At 36.4% G+C, this 17,484-nt stretch carries 18 protein-coding genes and 1 pseudogene; all 19 read left to right on the top strand.

The window, feature by feature from the left end:
* Positions 1-100 precede the first annotated feature (100 nt).
* The 19 genes and pseudogenes from mnmA (at position 101) to JOC73_RS04745 (ending at position 17,396) form a co-directional block, all read left to right on the top strand.
* A complete protein-coding gene (mnmA, locus tag JOC73_RS04825) occupies positions 101-1,201 on the top strand; it encodes a tRNA 2-thiouridine(34) synthase MnmA (RefSeq protein WP_204400732.1) in 1,101 nt (366 codons plus the stop codon).
* A gap of 799 nt (positions 1,202-2,000) precedes the next feature.
* A complete protein-coding gene (gene ablB, locus JOC73_RS04820) occupies positions 2,001-2,843 on the top strand; it encodes a putative beta-lysine N-acetyltransferase (RefSeq protein WP_204400731.1) in 843 nt (280 codons plus the stop codon).
* A gap of 198 nt (positions 2,844-3,041) precedes the next feature.
* Entirely contained in the window at positions 3,042-3,716 is a 675-nt protein-coding gene (locus JOC73_RS04815; RefSeq protein ID WP_204400730.1) for a hypothetical protein, read from the top strand.
* Entirely contained in the window at positions 3,717-4,028 is a 312-nt protein-coding gene (locus tag JOC73_RS04810; protein WP_204400729.1) for a transcriptional regulator, read from the top strand.
* 27 nt (positions 4,029-4,055) lie between these two features.
* Entirely contained in the window at positions 4,056-4,913 is an 858-nt protein-coding gene (locus tag JOC73_RS04805) for an ABC transporter ATP-binding protein (protein ID WP_204400728.1), read from the top strand.
* Positions 4,913-5,947, top strand: coding sequence for an ABC transporter permease (locus JOC73_RS04800; protein ID WP_204400727.1), 1,035 nt, complete (start codon positions 4,913-4,915; stop codon positions 5,945-5,947). Before JOC73_RS04805 ends, JOC73_RS04800 begins: the two co-directional genes overlap by 1 nt.
* Positions 5,947-6,945, top strand: coding sequence for an ABC transporter permease (locus JOC73_RS04795; RefSeq protein ID WP_204400726.1), 999 nt, complete (start codon positions 5,947-5,949; stop codon positions 6,943-6,945). Before JOC73_RS04800 ends, JOC73_RS04795 begins: the two co-directional genes overlap by 1 nt.
* Before the next feature lie 12 nt (positions 6,946-6,957).
* On the top strand, positions 6,958-7,080 hold the full coding sequence (locus JOC73_RS15270; protein WP_279381026.1) for a hypothetical protein: 123 nt from the start codon (positions 6,958-6,960) through the stop codon (positions 7,078-7,080).
* Positions 7,081-7,176: 96 nt separating this feature from the next.
* Positions 7,177-7,236, top strand: a pseudogene (locus tag JOC73_RS15495) (PF20097 family protein); the annotation flags it as partial.
* 164 nt (positions 7,237-7,400) lie between these two features.
* Positions 7,401-7,925, top strand: coding sequence for a peptidylprolyl isomerase (locus JOC73_RS04790; RefSeq protein ID WP_204400725.1), 525 nt, complete (start codon positions 7,401-7,403; stop codon positions 7,923-7,925).
* A gap of 75 nt (positions 7,926-8,000) precedes the next feature.
* The gene (gene pepT, locus JOC73_RS04785; RefSeq protein ID WP_204400724.1) at positions 8,001-9,224 is read left to right on the top strand and encodes a peptidase T; all 1,224 of its coding nucleotides are present in this window, start codon (positions 8,001-8,003) and stop codon (positions 9,222-9,224) included.
* Positions 9,225-9,521: 297 nt separating this feature from the next.
* Entirely contained in the window at positions 9,522-9,743 is a 222-nt protein-coding gene (locus JOC73_RS04780; RefSeq protein ID WP_204400723.1) for a spore coat associated protein CotJA, read from the top strand.
* Positions 9,743-10,003, top strand: a complete 261-nt coding sequence (locus JOC73_RS04775) for a spore coat protein CotJB (RefSeq protein WP_330613113.1) — start codon at positions 9,743-9,745, stop codon at positions 10,001-10,003. Before JOC73_RS04780 ends, JOC73_RS04775 begins: the two co-directional genes overlap by 1 nt.
* A 21-nt stretch (positions 10,004-10,024) precedes the next feature.
* Complete coding sequence (locus JOC73_RS04770; protein WP_204400722.1) at positions 10,025-10,597, top strand: manganese catalase family protein; 573 nt, start codon at positions 10,025-10,027, stop codon at positions 10,595-10,597.
* Positions 10,598-10,826: 229 nt separating this feature from the next.
* Positions 10,827-12,263: a S41 family peptidase gene (locus JOC73_RS04765; protein ID WP_204400721.1), complete on the top strand. Its 1,437-nt coding sequence runs from the start codon at positions 10,827-10,829 to the stop codon at positions 12,261-12,263.
* Positions 12,264-12,638: 375 nt separating this feature from the next.
* Positions 12,639-13,652: a GNAT family N-acetyltransferase gene (locus JOC73_RS04760; protein WP_204400720.1), complete on the top strand. Its 1,014-nt coding sequence runs from the start codon at positions 12,639-12,641 to the stop codon at positions 13,650-13,652.
* Between the two features lie 280 nt (positions 13,653-13,932).
* A complete protein-coding gene (locus JOC73_RS04755) occupies positions 13,933-15,015 on the top strand; it encodes a Fe(3+) ABC transporter substrate-binding protein (RefSeq protein ID WP_204400719.1) in 1,083 nt (360 codons plus the stop codon).
* A 142-nt stretch (positions 15,016-15,157) separates the two neighbouring features.
* A complete protein-coding gene (locus tag JOC73_RS04750) occupies positions 15,158-16,738 on the top strand; it encodes an ABC transporter permease (RefSeq protein WP_330613112.1) in 1,581 nt (526 codons plus the stop codon).
* Positions 16,722-17,396, top strand: a complete 675-nt coding sequence (locus JOC73_RS04745; RefSeq protein WP_204400717.1) for an ABC transporter ATP-binding protein — start codon at positions 16,722-16,724, stop codon at positions 17,394-17,396. The genes JOC73_RS04750 and JOC73_RS04745 overlap by 17 nt, the downstream gene beginning before the upstream one ends.
* Positions 17,397-17,484: the final 88 nt, after the last annotated feature.

Below are 17,484 nucleotides of genomic sequence, written 5' to 3'. Positions count from 1 at the left end.
TAAAAATTCCTCTAAGGCTTGTATATCCCTATTGGAATCGGTATGATAATATAAAGTATGATAATATAAAGTAGTAATTTAAAAAGGAGAGGATCACTTCATGGAAAAATCAAAGGCGAATACCCGAGTTGTCATTGGAATGTCGGGGGGAGTGGATTCTTCTGTTGCAGCATTGTTGTTGAAGCAGGAAGGATATGATGTAATTGGAATCTTTATGAAGAATTGGGACGAGCCAGATGAATTTGGATTTTGTTCAGCAGCAGAGGACTATGAAGATGTCCGTAGGGTCTGTGATCAAATCGGAATTCCATACTATACAGTGAATTTTGAAAAGCAATATTGGGAGAAGGTATTTACATACTTTTTAGACGAATATAAAAAGGGAAGAACCCCAAATCCCGATGTAATGTGTAATAAAGAAATTAAGTTTAAGGCCTTCTTGGAACATGCCCTACAGCTGGGGGCTGATTATTTAGCCACTGGTCACTATGCTCAGGTGGATGAGGTTGATGGTGAATATAGGCTTTTAAGGGGAGCAGACTCCAATAAAGATCAAACATATTTTTTAAATGCCCTAGGACAATATCAGTTGTCAAAGGCAATGTTCCCAATTGGACATATTGATAAAAAGAAGGTCCGTGAAATTGCTGTAGAGTATGATTTAGCCACAGCGAAAAAGAAGGACAGTACAGGAATTTGTTTTATCGGTGAAAGGAATTTCAAAGACTTCCTAAGCAACTATCTACCTGCCCAACCGGGGGAAATCAGAACCCTAGAGGGTGAGTTAAAGGGTAAACATGACGGATTGATGTATTACACCCTAGGACAAAGAAAAGGACTTGGAATCGGTGGTGCTGGAACAGGAGAACCTTGGTTCGTAGCCTCAAAGGATTTAGAAAAGAATATCCTTTATGTAGTACAGGGAGAAAATCATCCTGCACTATTCTCAGAGGGATTATTGGCTACCGATTTAAACTGGGTTAGTGGAAAATTACCAGAGGGTCCTCTTAAATGTACTGCCAAATTCAGATATCGCCAGCCAGACCAAGGGGTAACAGTGTTCTTCACCAGTGAAACCACCTGTAAAGTCATTTATGATCAACCCCAAAGCTCTGTAACACCAGGTCAAGCAGTGGTCTTCTATGATGGCGACGTTTGTTTAGGTGGGGCAACGATTGATAAGGTGATTAAGGTGGAGTAGAATAGTTTTGATATAGTAATGATAAAAGTAATTTGGCTTCATTTTCCTTTTCGTTTCTTTAATTATTTTGTTTGACTCCATTATGTAATAAATAATGAAAAAATGGGTATCTACTTTTATAGTATTATACAGGTTTAAGTAGCATAAATCTGGGATTTAAATCATATAATTGTAAAGGTTTCATTTTCAAACTAATAGGATTAGTACAGACCCCATAGGGACTAATTTGAATTAGTTAGTAAAATATGTTATAATAGATAAAGTCAAAAACTAAAAGTATGTGAAGTATTTGTGGTGAAAAAGGTAAAAATGCGAGTTGTTATACGTCACTAGGATGGGGTTAAGTAACGGATAATAATAAGCATTTTAAATAGTGCTAAAAACCATGAAGAAAAACAGTTATGAGATGGGATTCTCACGGGCTCAAAGGGGCCAGTGATAGGCTATCATTTTATGGTGGCTTAAGATGAGTCTTTACGGCGAAATCTGAGTACTCTTCCTCTATTTATTAGAGGAGGAGTACTTTTTTTTATTCGGCTGAGGAAATTTCACACATTTAACGTTTTTATGAAGAATGCATATGTATTAGTACTTAGTACGAAAAGGAATGGTAGTCTAGTGAAATTCTCAAGGAAAAACAAATCATTCTGTAATGTAGTGTATCCATTATGTAATATAACTAACATGTGAAATTTCCCTAACCTAATAAAGAGAAAAGAACTATAAAAGGGGGATAGGGGAAGGTAATAGTATCAAAATAGAGATATTTAAAAAGAATTGAAAGGGAGGAATATGATTAATGGAGATTTTAAATAAGATAATCAATCTTAGCCCAGAGGAGGATATTGTTGTTGATAAGACCAATAAAAGGGTGATCTTTTATCAATATGACGAGGATTGTTTAAAGGATCAGCTTGAGGAAATAGAAGGGACCAATGATTCCCACGAGATAGAAAAGGTCAGTGTTTATTCTGACGACAGTAATCTAGAAATCGTGGAACAACTGGATTTAGTATATGAGGGCAAAATAGATGGCTTCTATAACGGAGAGGATGCCTATATTTATTCACAGTTTTTTAACCCTGAAAGAAACTTTAGTCCATACAAAGAGCAACAGCAACAGTTAATCGAAGCTGTTCAAAAAAAATATCAAAAACCTCTTAAGGAATTAGTATTACCGGATGAATATGAGATTAGAAAAGCAGATGTCAGTGATGTAATCGAAATGGCAAATGTTTTTGGGAAGGTGTTTGAAACTTATCCTACCCCAATGGATCAACCCAAATACATTAAAAAGGTAATGAAGGAAGAGACAATCTTTTCATTAATCACCCATGATGATAAAATCGTCAGTATCGCTTCTGCTGATATCAACCCCAAATACAAAAATGCAGAAATCACCGACTGTGCAACGCTACCTGAATTCAGAGGAAATGGATTCTTAAGCCATATCATAGCCCATCTAGAAGATAGATTAAAAGAGAAGAAAGTGCCCAACCTATTTTCTCTAACAAGGGCAATTTCCACAGGTATGAACCATGTTATTGCAAAACATGGATATAGTTATCGAGGAACACTGGTTCAAAACTGTGATATCTCGGGGAGTTTTGAGGATATGAATATATGGGTTAAGCAGCTGTAAACCTATAAAACAATAAAAGACCAATCATGTTTCGTTTTTAGTATAGGAGATGTGACTGGTTTCTACGGAGTTCCTATCATGGGAACTCTTTTTTATGAGAAAAGGACAAAATAAATATGCAAAAAAAGTTGCAATCAAATACAAAGTGATTTATACTATAATTAAGTTTACGATATAAACCTAAGGAGCTGTTGAAAAATGAACAAAGAACAAGATGTTAAGCAGGTAATAGATGACTTGGTTTTTATCAAGACAGCCATATCAAAGAACAGCAATATCTTCAAGTTCATGTCTATTACTGATATTCTAAAGACATTTATTTTATTTAGTGGGCTTTTAATTATTGCTTTATCAAGTGGTATCTATTTCTTGATTGGAAAGTACGGAGATTTTCAGGGGATCCCCTCTGGTGTTAAATTTATTGTCTATTTAATATTAGTCGTATCGGTGGCGGCTGTTGGAGTTTTCAAAACGAAAACAATTCTTGGGGCTGCCCAACATGTCAATAGAGATATTACCGTTGGAAAACTCTTTAAGGAGGTCTATACTAGCCAATCTCTAGTGATTATGCTTCCCTATATTTTCTCTATATCAATGATAATTGTTTTCTTTGTAAATAATCAGCATATGGAATATATTGTTCCCTTTTTATCTATTTTTTTTGGTTTGCTTTGTAGCTCTATGGTAAATATTTTTCATGTAAAGGAGCTGTTAGTTCTAGGGAGTTGGCTCGTCCTATCGGGTGTGATCGCCCTGTTGTCAATGCTCAGTCTTCATCCTCTCTTGATCGTCAATTTTACCTTTGGCATAGGGATGCTGTTAATGTATGTCATGATATTAATTTCATCAGTGGCAGAAAAGGGTGAACAGTAAATGAAGTTTACAATTGATAAAGTCATTCATGAAAGGGTAAGGTTATTGATTCTTACCTATTTAGCCAGTCACAGCCAAAAGAAAGTTCCCTTTAATGAGATCAAAGAAAATCTAGAGTTGACCTCGGGGAATCTATCGGTGCAATTGAAAAATTTAGAAGAAGCAGGCTTTATTAAGATTTTTAAAAAAATAAAAGACAACAAGCCTGAGACGACGGTATCACTAACGACAGCAGGTTTGAGGGGCTTAAATGAATATATTGAAGAAATGGAAAATCTCATAAAAAAAGTTAAGGGTCCTAAAGAAAACTAATTCAAATCTATTGGAGGGGGTTATCCCATGATTCAAGTAAAAAATCTGCACCATGACTACTCGGGAAAGGGGAAATACGCAGTAAATGATATTTCTTTTGAGATTAAAAAAGGAGAGATTTTTGGATTTTTAGGTCCCAGTGGAGCAGGAAAAAGTACTGTTCAAAATATCATGACGGGCTTATTGAAAATTCAAAAAGGAGAGGTGCTTAATGAAGGAAAATCCATTTCTGAAATGAAAAACAGCTTCTACAATGAAATCGGAGTTTCTTTTGAGCATCCCAACCTTTATGCAAAGCTAACTGGCTATGAGAATTTAAAATATTATGCTGGGTTATTCAACGTACCTACCCTAGATCCGATGGAGCTCCTAGATGCGGTGGGATTAGCAGAGTCAGCTAATAAAAGAGCCAATGCTTACTCAAAAGGAATGAAACAGAGATTGGTTTTGGCAAGGGCTTTGCTCAATAACCCAAGTATTCTATTTTTAGATGAACCGACTTCTGGACTTGATCCTGCAACTGCCAATAAAGTCAAAGAAATTATTAAGAGAAAGCAACAAGAAGGTTGTACTGTATTCTTAACAACCCACAACATGTACGCAGCAGAGGAACTATGTAACCGAGTTGCCTTTCTTAATGATGGAAAGATAGTTGCCTGCGATTCTCCTAGAAACCTCAAGCTGCAATACGGAGAAAACTCTGTGAAGGTGGAATATATAGGCAAAGATGGGGACTTGAAAAAGAAGATTTTTTTCCTAGATAATGAAGATGAACGTAGCAGATTCAATGAAGTAGTTAACACAGAAAAAATTCAAACCATTCACACTCAGGAGGCTACCCTAGAACAAATTTTTATAAAATTAACGGGAAGGGAGCTGGCATAATGAAGACCTTCTTCAATCTGTTTAAAAAAGATATGGTCATTGCCCTAAGAAATGCGCTGGTTTGGGTATTGATGGGGACTTTGGTTTTATTAGTGGTTTCCGTTAAATTTTTAATACCAGAGGATTTTCAACAGGATCAAGCCCAGTATATTTATGACAATAGTCAAGGAAAAGTACTACAACAGATTCATTTGCAAATGAAGGAAGCGGATAACCTAGTAGCGTCTAGGGAAGCCTTAGACCAGGCCCTAGAGGATAACCCCTATAGTATAGGTATCGTCTATGAAGGAACGATTGAAAATCCTAAATTTACCATAATTCATCAAAGTCAGATAGATCCCAGAAGACAAAAATTAATAGATGCCAGTCTAGGGGCATTAGTCAAGGGGATTAGAGGTGTTCAAGATGAAGGGGAATACCAAGTAAAATATATAAGACCTCCAGGGGAGGTAATTGCCAAAAATAAAACAGCTGTGGCAGCTCTATTGACCTTTGAAGTATTGATTTTAGGCTTTCTATTTATAGCCGTATTTATGTTTCAAGAGAAAAATGAGGGGAGCTTACGGGCCTATCGCATCAGTCCCAGTGGGATATCCCAATATATTTTTTCAAAGGTATCGGTTTTCCTAGTGATTGGCCTGATTTATGGGATTTCATTTGTATTATTGACTTTAGGAGTCTCAGTGGATTTCGTTAACTTATCAATATTGATTATATTAGGGGTCACCCTATATACCCTTTTAGGGATGATTGTAGCTGTATATTTCAATAATATATCCGATTGGTTTTTTGCTGGAATGGGGATTCTGATTCTTAATATGCTACCGATCATATCCTATGGTTTTCCAGTCTTCGCTCCAAAATGGATTACTTGGATTCCTTCCTATCCCATCATATTTGCCTTTAGCGAGGTGTTATTCCCAACTGGAAGAACCTTTGCATCGCTAATCCTCATGTTGGCATTGGGGAATATCGTTGTCTATGGGGCGTGTCACCTAGTGGTGGAGAGTAGATTGATGAAGGAGGGGAGATGATGAAGTCAATATTTAGTATGATACGACAAGATATTACCACTGCTCTACGGGATAATATTGTTGTCTATTTAATTATTGCACCCCTGTTATTGGCCTTTGGCATGAAGATGTTCCTGCCTTCGGTGGGGGAAGTCAATTTTAGGTTTGCTGTAGAAGATCGTATTCAGCAGGAAGTACTCCAAGAACTACAAGAATATGGGGAGCTGGAATACTTTAAAGGGGAAGCGGCGGTAAGAAAGCGGGTAGGTGCCATTGATTCGGTGGCTGGGATTGTTGAAGAAGATGGCAAGATTAGCCTAATATTTGAAGGGAATGAATCACCTGAAGTTATTCAAACCTACCAAAATATTTTAGCAAAGGTTACTACTGGAGAAGCGGACATCACAATAAATCACATTTCTTTGGGGAAGGAAAACTCAATGCTATTGGAGATTATGACAGTAGTGCTGGTAATGCTGGCAGGCTTGTTTGGAGGTGTGGTATCGGGCTTTAACATTGTTGCTGAAAAGGAGACGAGTGCCCTCAGGGCAGTGGCTGTTTCACCTGTATCTTCAGCTTCTTATATTGCCGCTAGAGGTCTTTTAGCCCTTGTTATTGGCACCATTATCGCCATTGCCTCCAGTTGGATGATAGCGGGTGGGTCAATTAATTATTTACTGTTAATGATCGCCTTAGTTGCTTCCTTTGGATTGACGACAATGATCAGTCTAATCATGGGGAAATTCGCCAACAATCAGATTACTGCAATAGCAGTTATTAAAGTCCTTATGCCCATATATCTTACAGTACCCATCCTTTCGATATTTGTTAAGGAGCAACTACATTATTTATTTTATGTATTTCCGAACTACTGGCAATTTCAGATGTTCAGCAACATCTTTCTAGCTGGTAGCCAGAGGTTTACATTTGAATTTGCAACCCTTGCAACGGTTGCCACAAGCATCATATTTTTGTTAATCATCAGTAGGTCCTTTAGTAAACAATTAAAACTAAGATAGGGGGAAATAAAAATGCCAAATTTAGCATGGTATTGGTGGGCTTTAATAGGAGTAGTCGTTGTGGCAGGTGGATATGTTAAATTGCAACTTTTAAAGAAGATGATGAGTAAGAAGGATGTTGACATGGATGAATAGGGATCATGGGGCGAGGGTAATCTCTCGTCTCTTTATATTTTGTAATACTAAATTAAGGGAAAATATTTAAGTGAATTTATGATAGACTAGTATTAAGATGCTTACTATTGTTCAGATTGTCAAAAAATCATAATTGATGTTCCTAAAAAGAAATAAATATGAAAAAGCCTAAGTTGACTATAATTCTATCAATTACCATACATTTTTTGCGTTTTTACAGGGTATTTTAAGTTAGATGGAGAAAATTATGGAAAACTGATAAAACCTATAGTAAGATGGATAAGTAAGTAGTAACAGTAAGTCAAGAAAGGATGATTTAAATGACAAATCAAAACCCAATCGTAACCATTACAATGGAAAACGGTAATCAAATGAGGGCGGAGCTTTACCCAGAAATCGTCCCAAATACTGTAAATAACTTTGTTTCATTAATCAAAAAAGGCTTTTACAATGGAGTAATCTTCCACAGGGTTATCCCAGGCTTTATGATTCAAGGGGGGGACCCAGAAGGAAGAGGAATCGGTGGACCAGGATACTCTATTAAAGGAGAGTTTAGTGGTAATGGATTTAAGAATGACTTAAAGCATACTAAAGGGGTTTTATCTATGGCAAGAGCTCAAAATCCAAACTCAGCAGGATCACAATTCTTTGTTATGGTGGCTAACTCACCTCATCTTGATGGGCAGTATGCAGCCTTTGGTAAAGTGATTGAAGGTATTGAAGAAGCAGACCGTATTGTTTCTGTTGACCGAAATCATTCCGACAAGCCCTATGAAGATCAAGTGATGAAGGAAGTAACAGTAGAAACTTTTGGTGTTGAATACCCAGAACCAGAAAAGATGTAGTTAGATTTCATTTTACATGAATGAATCGTATAGGTTTGTAATTTCTTAAATTAGATAGAATAAGGAGGGAGCAGGATGGATAAGGTTGTAGAACGGTTTTTAGAGTATGTGAAATTCGATACAAAATCTGATCCAAGTTCAGAAACATGCCCCAGTACTTTAAAGCAAAAAGACTTAGGGGAGTATATTGTAAAGGAATTATTAGAATTAGGCTTGAAGGATGCCAACATGGATGAAAATGGGTACATAATGGCGACTTTACCTTCTAACATAGATAAGGATGTTCCAACAATTGGCTTCATTGCCCATATGGATACTAGTCCTGATTTCTCAGGTAAGAATGTAAAGCCTCAAATCGTTAAGAATTATGATGGAGGAGATCTTGTTTTAAATAAAGAACAGAATATCGTTATGTCTCCAAAGGAATTCCCAGACTTAAAGGCCTATGTCGGTGAAGACTTAATTACTACTGATGGGACAACTTTATTAGGAGCGGATAATAAAGCTGGTATTGCTGAAATCATGTCGGTGGTGGAATTTTTAGTTTTAAATCCAGATATTAAGCATGGCACAATTAAAATAGGCTTTACACCAGATGAAGAAATTGGTAGAGGTGCAAATCTATTTGATGTTGAGAAATTCAATGCTGACTTTGGATATACCATTGACGGAGCACAGATTGGAGAATTGGAATATGAAAACTTCAATGCCGCAGGGGTAAAAATCAAAATCAAAGGAAGAAATGTTCACCCTGGAACAGCTAAAAATAAAATGGTGAGCTCTATGCTGATTGCTATGGAATTAAATAGCATGTTACCACCTCAAGAAAGACCTGAACATACAGAGGGATACGAAGGATTCTTCCATTTAGCCAACATGAAAGGTGATGTAGAAGAAACTTCTCTACAATATATTATCCGTGACCATTCTACTGAATTATTTGAAAAGAAAAAGCAAATGATGGCGGAAATCGTAAAGCTTTTAAACTTCAAATATGGAGAAGAAACAGTGCAATGTGAAATTAAAGACTCCTACTTCAATATGAAGGAGAAAATTGTGCCAGTGATAGACATCATTCACAAGGCAAAGCAAGCGATGGAGGAAGTTGGTGTTACGCCCATCATCAAGCCAATCCGTGGTGGTACTGATGGAGCGAGATTATCCTTTATGGGTCTACCTTGTCCAAATATTTTCACAGGTGGACACAATTTCCATGGTAGATTTGAGTACATACCAGTTAATTCAATGAACAAGGCGGTAGAGGTGATCCTAAAGATTGTTGAAATCTATAGTAGATAGCTTCAAGATACAAATTTAAAATACAAACAAATAAAATAAATCAAAAAGCAGACTTTACCAAAAATGGTTAGTCTGCTTTTTTGTATAAAAACATGTTGGCTGTTGATTCACTAGTTAAGTAGTTTAATTTGCTATTGTAAATTAGATTTTTACTTTTATATTGAGCTTGATTTGTAGGGAAAGGTCTAATTATATTTAGTTTAAAAATACGACAATTAAAACACCAAAATATTCCTATTTGAATAGTATGATATTACAGTCAATATTGATTGAGAAAATGTAAAAGGAGGAAAAGAAATGAATCATCAAGATCCTAGACAACATCATCCTAAAATGATGTCACCCTTTGGAATCTATCCAATTCCATTTATGCCTGCCTGTCCCCAGTATGCAAATGCATATGTTCCTTATCAGTACTATTGTCAGTCCTTTCCTTTACCAGAAGCACTAATGAAGGGGACTCTATTCCCAGAATTATATAAACCCTATATGCCAGAGCGTCAGTTAGGAGGGGAGTAATGATGATGGATGATCGTTTAGCACTATTGAGACAGATTCAAGAGGTGGAGTTTGCAGCAGTTGAACTAAATCTATACCTGGATACCCATATGGAGGATCAAAGAGCTTTAATGGAATATAATCAGATTCACAAGCAATTGATGATGCTGAAGCAACAATATGAAATGCTTTATGGCCCACTGACAAACTTTGGTTTTTCTCCTAGTCAGTATCCTTGGAAGTGGATAGAAGGACCATGGCCTTGGGAGCAGGTTTACTAAATCAATAAGGAGGGAAACTGAATGTGGATTTATGAAAAGAAATTACAATACCCAGTAAAAATTTGTCAGCCAGATTTAAAAATGGCAAAATACCTATTAACTCAATACGGTGGACCAGACGGAGAACTATCGGCTGCCTTGAGATACTTAAACCAACGTTACACAATACCTACTAACGAAGCTAAGGCATTATTAACTGACATAGGGACAGAAGAGCTTGCCCACGTAGAGATAATCGTAACCATGATCTATCAATTAATGAAGGATGCAACAGTGGAAGAAATAGAAGCTGCTGGTCTTGGTGGCAACTACGCCATTCGTGACGGAGCGCTATTCTATACCGATGCCAATGGGGTACCTTGGACAGCGACATATATTCAAGCCCACGGGGACCCAGTGACAGACCTACATGAAGATATGGCTGCTGAAGAAAAAGCAAGAGCTACTTATGAGAACCTTCTTAAGCTGACAGACGACCCAGGATTAAAGGATACGCTAAGATTCTTAAGAGAAAGAGAAGTAGTGCATTTCCAAAGATTCGGTGAAGCATTGAGGATTGTTCAGGAATATCAACAGGCCAAGAAGTTTTATTAATATAGCCCTCGGGATTTTACCCATCCAAATATTTGACCATCAGTTTTTAGGACTGGTGGTTTTTCTGTTTATTTGATCTGAACACAAATTTTTTCTGGAATTATTTAGTAAGAGAAGGAAAAAATGTCCAACAGTAGAATAATAATAGTTATATTAATAAATTTACCAAATCTACAAAATGAAAAGAATTCAAAAGGCAAAAAACTTTTAATAGTGGAGGGTTATAGTAATGAAGAAATTGAACTATAGAATCACAATAATTTCCATATTATTAATGACTTTGATGTTTTTTACCGCATGTGGAAATGTTGATGAACAACTGACAACTAATCAACAATTGACATCCGATGAGGAAAAACAGCTGACAAAAGAAGATTTTTTAAATGACTTTGATTACATGATGCAAACAATGGAAGACACCTTTCCGTATTTTGGTGTGGCAGAAAGAAGATTAGGTGTGGATATAAGGGCGCTGGGGCGGGAAACACGGGATATAATAGCGAAATACCCACATTCCCTTGAAGGTCGTGGAAATGAACTAGGTATTTCTTTGGAGGATATGCCTGAATTAGATCAACAGATATTTTGGAGCATAATTTGCCATGAGTTTTTCTCTCACTTTTCAGGGTTTGCCCATACCTCTACAATGGATTTTAGTATATATAATATGTTTCAACCCATTTACTCAAGCTCCTGGAGTCAGCAAAACACACCCTATATTTACAATGCCTTCACTAATCCTGTATCCCAGAGATTTTACCAAGAACAGGAGAGTTTTTACAATACCCTCGCTGAAGGGAATGAAGCTCTTTTCCAATTTGTTTTCCGTGGTCAACCTACGATTTCACTGCCCCAAAGTGTAACTAAAACAGAAATTATTGAGGAAGATAGGATCGCTTATTTAAATGTGTCAAGCTTCATGGGTTTTAACCCCAAGACTATGTCTACAACCTTGGAAAAATTTTACCGTGATGTCCATAAATATGATCATTTGATCATTGACATCAGGGATAACTTAGGAGGAACACCAGATTTTTGGAGAATGCTTATTATGAAACCCCTTTGGCCCGATAGGAATATGCCGGATATGCCTTTGTACGCTTTTTATAAAGGAAGCAAGCTTGGGGAATTTTTAGCCGAAGACAATCTTAAACTTGAAGCAAAGAATACGCGATATATGGCGGAAACTGATACTTTGCTTAAAGTAGGAAATATTATGGAATCAAATAATTTGCAACATATTAACGAGGAGGATATACAAGATTTAGATTATGGGGTCAAGTTTAATACCAGTATTAGCAATATCGAATTGCGGCATATGCAACAGATCGGATTTCCCAACATAGACAATTATCCATTTAGTGGTAAAGTATGGCTTTTAACTAATGGGAAAAATCTCTCTGCGGCGTCGCTGTTTGCCCGCCACGCAAAAGAAATGGGCTTTGCTACCCTTGTGGGAGAGGAGACTGGCGGTGCATATTCTACATATATGGCACGCTTTACCTTGCCCAACACAGGGATTATATTAAGGTGGGATATAGACTATCTAACTGACGGTGAAGGACGGTCTTTAAATGAGTTTCCCACCACCCCGCACCACTTTAACCGCCCCGGTATGGATGCGCTGGGGACTGCCTTACAGTTAATAGAAGAAGGAAACTTTTAAAACCAAATTAAATACTTTACTGATAACATAATAATATTGTTTTAATACCAAATTTTAGATATAATTATTGCAACAATACCAAAGGGGTGGGAAAATGATAATTACTACTTGCTAACTCAATTATCAACTGGATAATTAGTACAAAAGGTGTACATCTACTCGTAGGTTTGTACTTCTATTTGATGTGCAAGTAGAGTTAATATAGAATAAATCATTATCTGCTACCTTAATATTGGTACTTATTACCATGCTTAATAGCATGCATCAATTAAAATGATTTTAACTGTAATTATCTCTTAATTACAGTTTTTTTATTTGCACACTATATTAGAGTCTTTGTACTTGTAAGAAATAAACTTGTCAGGGGGAATAAAAATGAAAAATAATTATGAATTCAGATTAATTAATATTGATGACATACCTGTAATGACTGATTTACTAATAGATAGGCAAAATCTTGAGGCTGAGGTATTTCCATTCTTAAAAAATAGTTGTCTTAATATGGAGTATATCACCTATAGGCTTGAGAAAATGTTCGCCAATAATAAAATTATTGGGGTGGGTGCATTCGTTAATGATGAACTAGTAGGATATCTCATGGGAGACATCAAGATTAATAATAGGATAGGCAGGGCTGCCATCATACCCTATGAGGGGATTGCCATCAGATTGGACCAATCATCTGAACTCATAAGGCATCTATATGCCAAGGCTTCAGTTCTGTGGCTCCAACAAGGTTGCTTCAGCCACTCTGGGTTAGTACCTATTGGCGGTACAGTATACTATGAAGCATTTCTGCAATTAAGCTTTGCTATAGAGCAAGTACATGCTGTAATGAACATAAGGGAATATAAGCCTTTTGAAAATGCAGCTGATGCAGATATCAGACTTGCTAATAAAATGGACAGTGAAGCAATGGGTAGAATGTCTAGTATAATCTCTATATTTCAAAATGCTGCACCTGTATTTAGTCCAGCCCTCCCGGAAGTATTAGCCAGTATCAATGAAGGTTTCAAAGAGTCGGTAGAGAAAGATGATGATATCGTTCTTCTTGCAGAAAAATATAAAAAGGAGTTAGGGTTTCAAATGTATAAAATGATTACCCCGAATTTGATGACACCTGATGATGGAATAGAACTATGTACGGCAGGTACGTATCAATCCCATATGGGCAGTGGCATTGGTAAAAAATTAATGGATGAAGGATGCAGGATAATGAAGGATAAGGGGTATGGCAACATAACAACAGATTGGAGAATAACCAACCTTGCTTCTTCAACATTTTGGCCTAAGTGTGGATTTAAGCCCATAGCCTACAGAATGACTAGGTATATTGACCGTAATTATGCATGGGCAAACGTTAATAACCCTAGTATTAAGAATTTATAGCAATCTTGGGAATTTACCCTTTCTATAATTTTATTATAGTGACCACCAGTTTTCGGACTGGTGGTTCTTAATTTATACGACAAGTTCAATACAAAAGGACGAGTATGACCTATACACCAGCTGTGACAACGCTTATAGAAAGAACAGAAAGGCTGTAGAGTCTAATGAAGTAAAAATACATGAATTAGTTAATAAAATAGATTGACTTGATTATGATTATCATTTACAATAAGTAAAGATAGTTATTATCAATTATTATTTAATTTAAGGAGGCAATAAAATGAAGAAGGGATTTTCAAGGATTACAATCAGCCTTTTGCTAGTGGTTGTGCTTACTGTTTTAGCAGGCTGCTCAACTACAACAACAGGAGACACTACTAATAATGGTGGGGAGCAAGACAATAATGTTGAGCAAGTGGTAAATCTATACTCTGATAGACATTATGACACTGATGAAGAGTTATATGCAGCTTTTACTGAGGAAACGGGTATTAAGGTTAATGTAGTTAATGCAAAGTCTGATGAGCTGATTGAAAGGCTCAAAAGAGAAGGACAAGATACAGAAGCTGACTTATTGATTACAGCTGATGCAGGAAGGTTATGGAGAGCTAAAGAAGACGGATTGTTACAAGCGGCTTCTAATGATACGTTGACGGCTAATATTCCAGAGAATTTAAGAGATCCTGAAAACTACTGGTATGGATTAACTGTAAGAGCAAGAGTAATCGTTTATGCAAAAGATAGAGTACAGCCTTCTGAACTATCTACCTATGAAGATTTAACTAGCGATAAATGGATGAATAGAATATTAGTAAGATCCTCATCTAATATATATAATCAGTCCCTAATGGCTTCTTTTATAGATATTTATGGTGAAGAATATGCTAAGAATTGGGCTGAAGGTGTATTGGCTAACATGGCAAGAGAGCCACAAGGTGGGGATACAGATCAAGCTGTTGCAGTTGCAGCTGGTGAAGGTGACATAGCGATTTCAAATACATACTATATCGGAAGATTAATGGGTTCTTCTAATCCAGAAGAAAAGAAAATAGGAGAAAGTCTTGGGATTTTCTTCCCTGATCAAAATGAGGCAGGAACTCATATTAATGTTAGTGGAATCGGTTTAACAGCAGCGGCTAAAAACAAAGAAAACGCGATTAAGTTTATGGAGTTTTTAACGAGTGAAAAAGCACAAAAACAGTTCTCAGAAGGCAATTATGAGTATCCAGCTAATGCTAACGTTGAAGCTACAGATTTATTGAAGTCTTGGGGTGAGTTTAAAACTCAGAATATAAACCTTGCAAAATTAGGTGAATTTAATGCCCAGGCTACAAAAGTATTTGATCAAGTTGGTTGGAAATAATACAATTCTTTAAAAGCAGCCATCAATGGCTGCTTTTTACCTATCCCACGAAAGGAGTGTACTCGTGCTCAGCCTTAGAAAATTAAAACTCGAATTTAATGGGTGGGCTGTTTTAAGTCTCCTCATCATATTATTAATTATTTTGCCAAATATCAATATTCTTAGTAATGTTTTTAAAGAAGCCAATGATAATTGGGTGCATATTAAGACTTACCTGCTAGAGGAGTACGTTATCAATACGCTTGTTATTCTACTGTTCACAGGAGCTTTTTCTCTTATAATCGGAACAAGTTTAGCTTGGCTTGTATCAGTTTATGATTTTCCCCTAAGAGGGTTCTTTCGATGGACTTTAATTTTACCCTTGGCTATTCCACCTTATATAGCTGCCTATACTTATACAGGCTTAATCAATTATACAGGGGTAATCCAAACCTTCTTGAGAAATTTCTTTGACTTAAAGATCAATCAGAAATATGCTAACATAATGACAATTGAAGGGTCGATTTTTATATTTACGATGTTTCTATTTCCTTATGTTTACACCATTACTAGGGCATTTATAGAAAAGCAATCCGCATCCTTGATTGAGACTTCTCGGGTATTAGGAAGGAAACCTTTAGAGATTTTTTGGGTTGTTGTTTTGCCTATTTCTAGGGCAGCCATCATAGGCAGTACAACCCTAGTATTGTTAGAAGTATTAAATGATTACGGTGTTGTACAATATTTCAATATACCTACTTTTAGTACAGCTATCTTTCGTACTTGGTTTGCCTTTGGTGATGTGAATACCGCCATTAAACTGGCAGGCCTGTTGATGATTGTTGTTGTAAGCATATTATTCTTGGAGCATCTTTTAAGAGGTAGAAAAAAATTTGCTTATACGACTACGAAGGTAAGACCAATAAAAAGGATAAAATTAAAGGGCCTAAAGGCCGCTTTAGCATTTGGCTATAGTTTTTCGGTGCTAAGCATTGGGTTTTTAATTCCTACCCTACAATTACTGTATTGGGCATTTTTGACTTACAAGAAGATTTTTAACAGTAAATTTTTAATCTTAATGTTAAATTCGATTTCATTAGCCCTTATTTCTTCAATCATAATCATCATGCTTGCTTTAATAGTAGCTAATTATACAAGAATAAGTAAAAGTATTTTGGGGAGAATTTGTGCAAAGCTAACGATTTTAGGCTACTCTATCCCAGGGGCTGTCATCGCCATAGGAGTAGTCGTGATGTTCATTGCTCTAGATAGTCAGTTATTGTGGCTTTACCGTTTATTTAATACTGATTCTAAGCTTGTGTTAAGTACTAGCATTGCCATGCTTTGTGCTGCTTATATTATTAGGTATTTAGGGATTGGCTTCAATTCAGTGGAAACAGGGTTTGAGAAAGTTGGCAAAACATTTTTTGAAGCCTCAAGAACTCTAGGGATGACGATTACGGAAACCTTCTTCAAAGTAGATATTAAGATGATTGGACCTGCTATTTTAAGTGGTTTTATTTTGGTTTTTGTAGACATTATGAAGGAATTGCCCCTTACATTAATTTTGAGGCCCTTCAATTTTCATACCTTGGCTACACAAGCCTATAAATATGCAAGTGATGAAAATATCTATGAGGCGGCTATCCCGTCACTGATTATTATTCTAATAAGTTTTACTTCGATTCTGATCTTTCATAGGTTAGTAGACAAGGAGGGAGAAGACAATGGGCATAGAAATTAAGGAACTGTCCTTTAGATACAAAAACTCAGATGAGGCAATTGTAAAAGATTTTAATTTAGAAATATCTAAAGGGGAGATAATCTCTATATTAGGAGAAAGTGGTAGTGGAAAGAGTACAATTCTTAGAATCATAGCCGGATTGGAAGTGCCTGAGAAGGGACTAATAAAAATTAAAAATAAGATAATTGTGGACGAGCGGGTTTTTATTCAGCCTGAAAACAGAGGGATAGGTATGGTTTTTCAAGATTATGCCCTTTTTCCCCATATGACAGTGGAGGGAAATGTAAAGTTTGGATTAAAGAACATGAGTAATAAAGAAAAGGATGAAAGATTTGAAGAAGTGCTAAGTTTGGTGGGCTTAAGGGATTATAAAAAAAGGTACCCCTATGAGTTGAGTGGGGGACAGCAACAAAGAGTTGCTTTAGCAAGAGCTTTAGCACCAGAACCTTCTTTATTGTTATTAGATGAGCCATTTAGTAACCTTGATAAAGATTTACAAGATAGAATTAGGGATGAGCTAAAAATCATTCTTAAGCAAACTTCTACCACAACTATTTTCGTGACCCATGATAGGACAGATGCAGTGGCGTTGGCAGATCGTGTAGTTGTTTTGGAGAAAGGACAAATTAAGAAAATCGGAATGCCCAGTATCACTTAGATAGATCTTGTAAGTTTGCATACTGGAATGTGGACAAAATTGCATGGGAGGTACTTATAGGAACTACTTTTCATATTTGACCATCAGT

Origin of the sequence: Alkaliphilus hydrothermalis (genome assembly GCF_016908555.1) — a bacterium.
In the GTDB taxonomy this organism is placed as follows: Bacteria; Bacillota; Clostridia; order Peptostreptococcales; family Natronincolaceae; genus Alkaliphilus; species Alkaliphilus hydrothermalis.
This window is presented reverse-complemented; position numbering and strand designations above follow the sequence as displayed.

What these genes read in the sequence shown, in the direction of transcription:
- mnmA (WP_204400732.1), top strand. Translation starts at nt 101, where the DNA reads ATGGAAAAATCAAAGGCGAATACCCGAGTTGTCATTGGAATGTCGGGG.
- ablB (WP_204400731.1), top strand. Translation starts at nt 2,001, where the DNA reads ATGGAGATTTTAAATAAGATAATCAATCTTAGCCCAGAGGAGGATATT.
- JOC73_RS04815 (WP_204400730.1), top strand. Translation starts at nt 3,042, where the DNA reads ATGAACAAAGAACAAGATGTTAAGCAGGTAATAGATGACTTGGTTTTT.
- JOC73_RS04810 (WP_204400729.1), top strand. Translation starts at nt 3,717, where the DNA reads ATGAAGTTTACAATTGATAAAGTCATTCATGAAAGGGTAAGGTTATTG.
- JOC73_RS04805 (WP_204400728.1), top strand. Translation starts at nt 4,056, where the DNA reads ATGATTCAAGTAAAAAATCTGCACCATGACTACTCGGGAAAGGGGAAA.
- JOC73_RS04800 (WP_204400727.1), top strand. Translation starts at nt 4,913, where the DNA reads ATGAAGACCTTCTTCAATCTGTTTAAAAAAGATATGGTCATTGCCCTA.
- JOC73_RS04795 (WP_204400726.1), top strand. Translation starts at nt 5,947, where the DNA reads ATGAAGTCAATATTTAGTATGATACGACAAGATATTACCACTGCTCTA.
- JOC73_RS15270 (WP_279381026.1), top strand. Translation starts at nt 6,958, where the DNA reads ATGCCAAATTTAGCATGGTATTGGTGGGCTTTAATAGGAGTAGTCGTT.
- JOC73_RS04790 (WP_204400725.1), top strand. Translation starts at nt 7,401, where the DNA reads ATGACAAATCAAAACCCAATCGTAACCATTACAATGGAAAACGGTAAT.
- pepT (WP_204400724.1), top strand. Translation starts at nt 8,001, where the DNA reads ATGGATAAGGTTGTAGAACGGTTTTTAGAGTATGTGAAATTCGATACA.
- JOC73_RS04780 (WP_204400723.1), top strand. Translation starts at nt 9,522, where the DNA reads ATGAATCATCAAGATCCTAGACAACATCATCCTAAAATGATGTCACCC.
- JOC73_RS04775 (WP_330613113.1), top strand. Translation starts at nt 9,743, where the DNA reads ATGATGATGGATGATCGTTTAGCACTATTGAGACAGATTCAAGAGGTG.
- JOC73_RS04770 (WP_204400722.1), top strand. Translation starts at nt 10,025, where the DNA reads ATGTGGATTTATGAAAAGAAATTACAATACCCAGTAAAAATTTGTCAG.
- JOC73_RS04765 (WP_204400721.1), top strand. Translation starts at nt 10,827, where the DNA reads ATGAAGAAATTGAACTATAGAATCACAATAATTTCCATATTATTAATG.
- JOC73_RS04760 (WP_204400720.1), top strand. Translation starts at nt 12,639, where the DNA reads ATGAAAAATAATTATGAATTCAGATTAATTAATATTGATGACATACCT.
- JOC73_RS04755 (WP_204400719.1), top strand. Translation starts at nt 13,933, where the DNA reads ATGAAGAAGGGATTTTCAAGGATTACAATCAGCCTTTTGCTAGTGGTT.
- JOC73_RS04745 (WP_204400717.1), top strand. Translation starts at nt 16,722, where the DNA reads ATGGGCATAGAAATTAAGGAACTGTCCTTTAGATACAAAAACTCAGAT.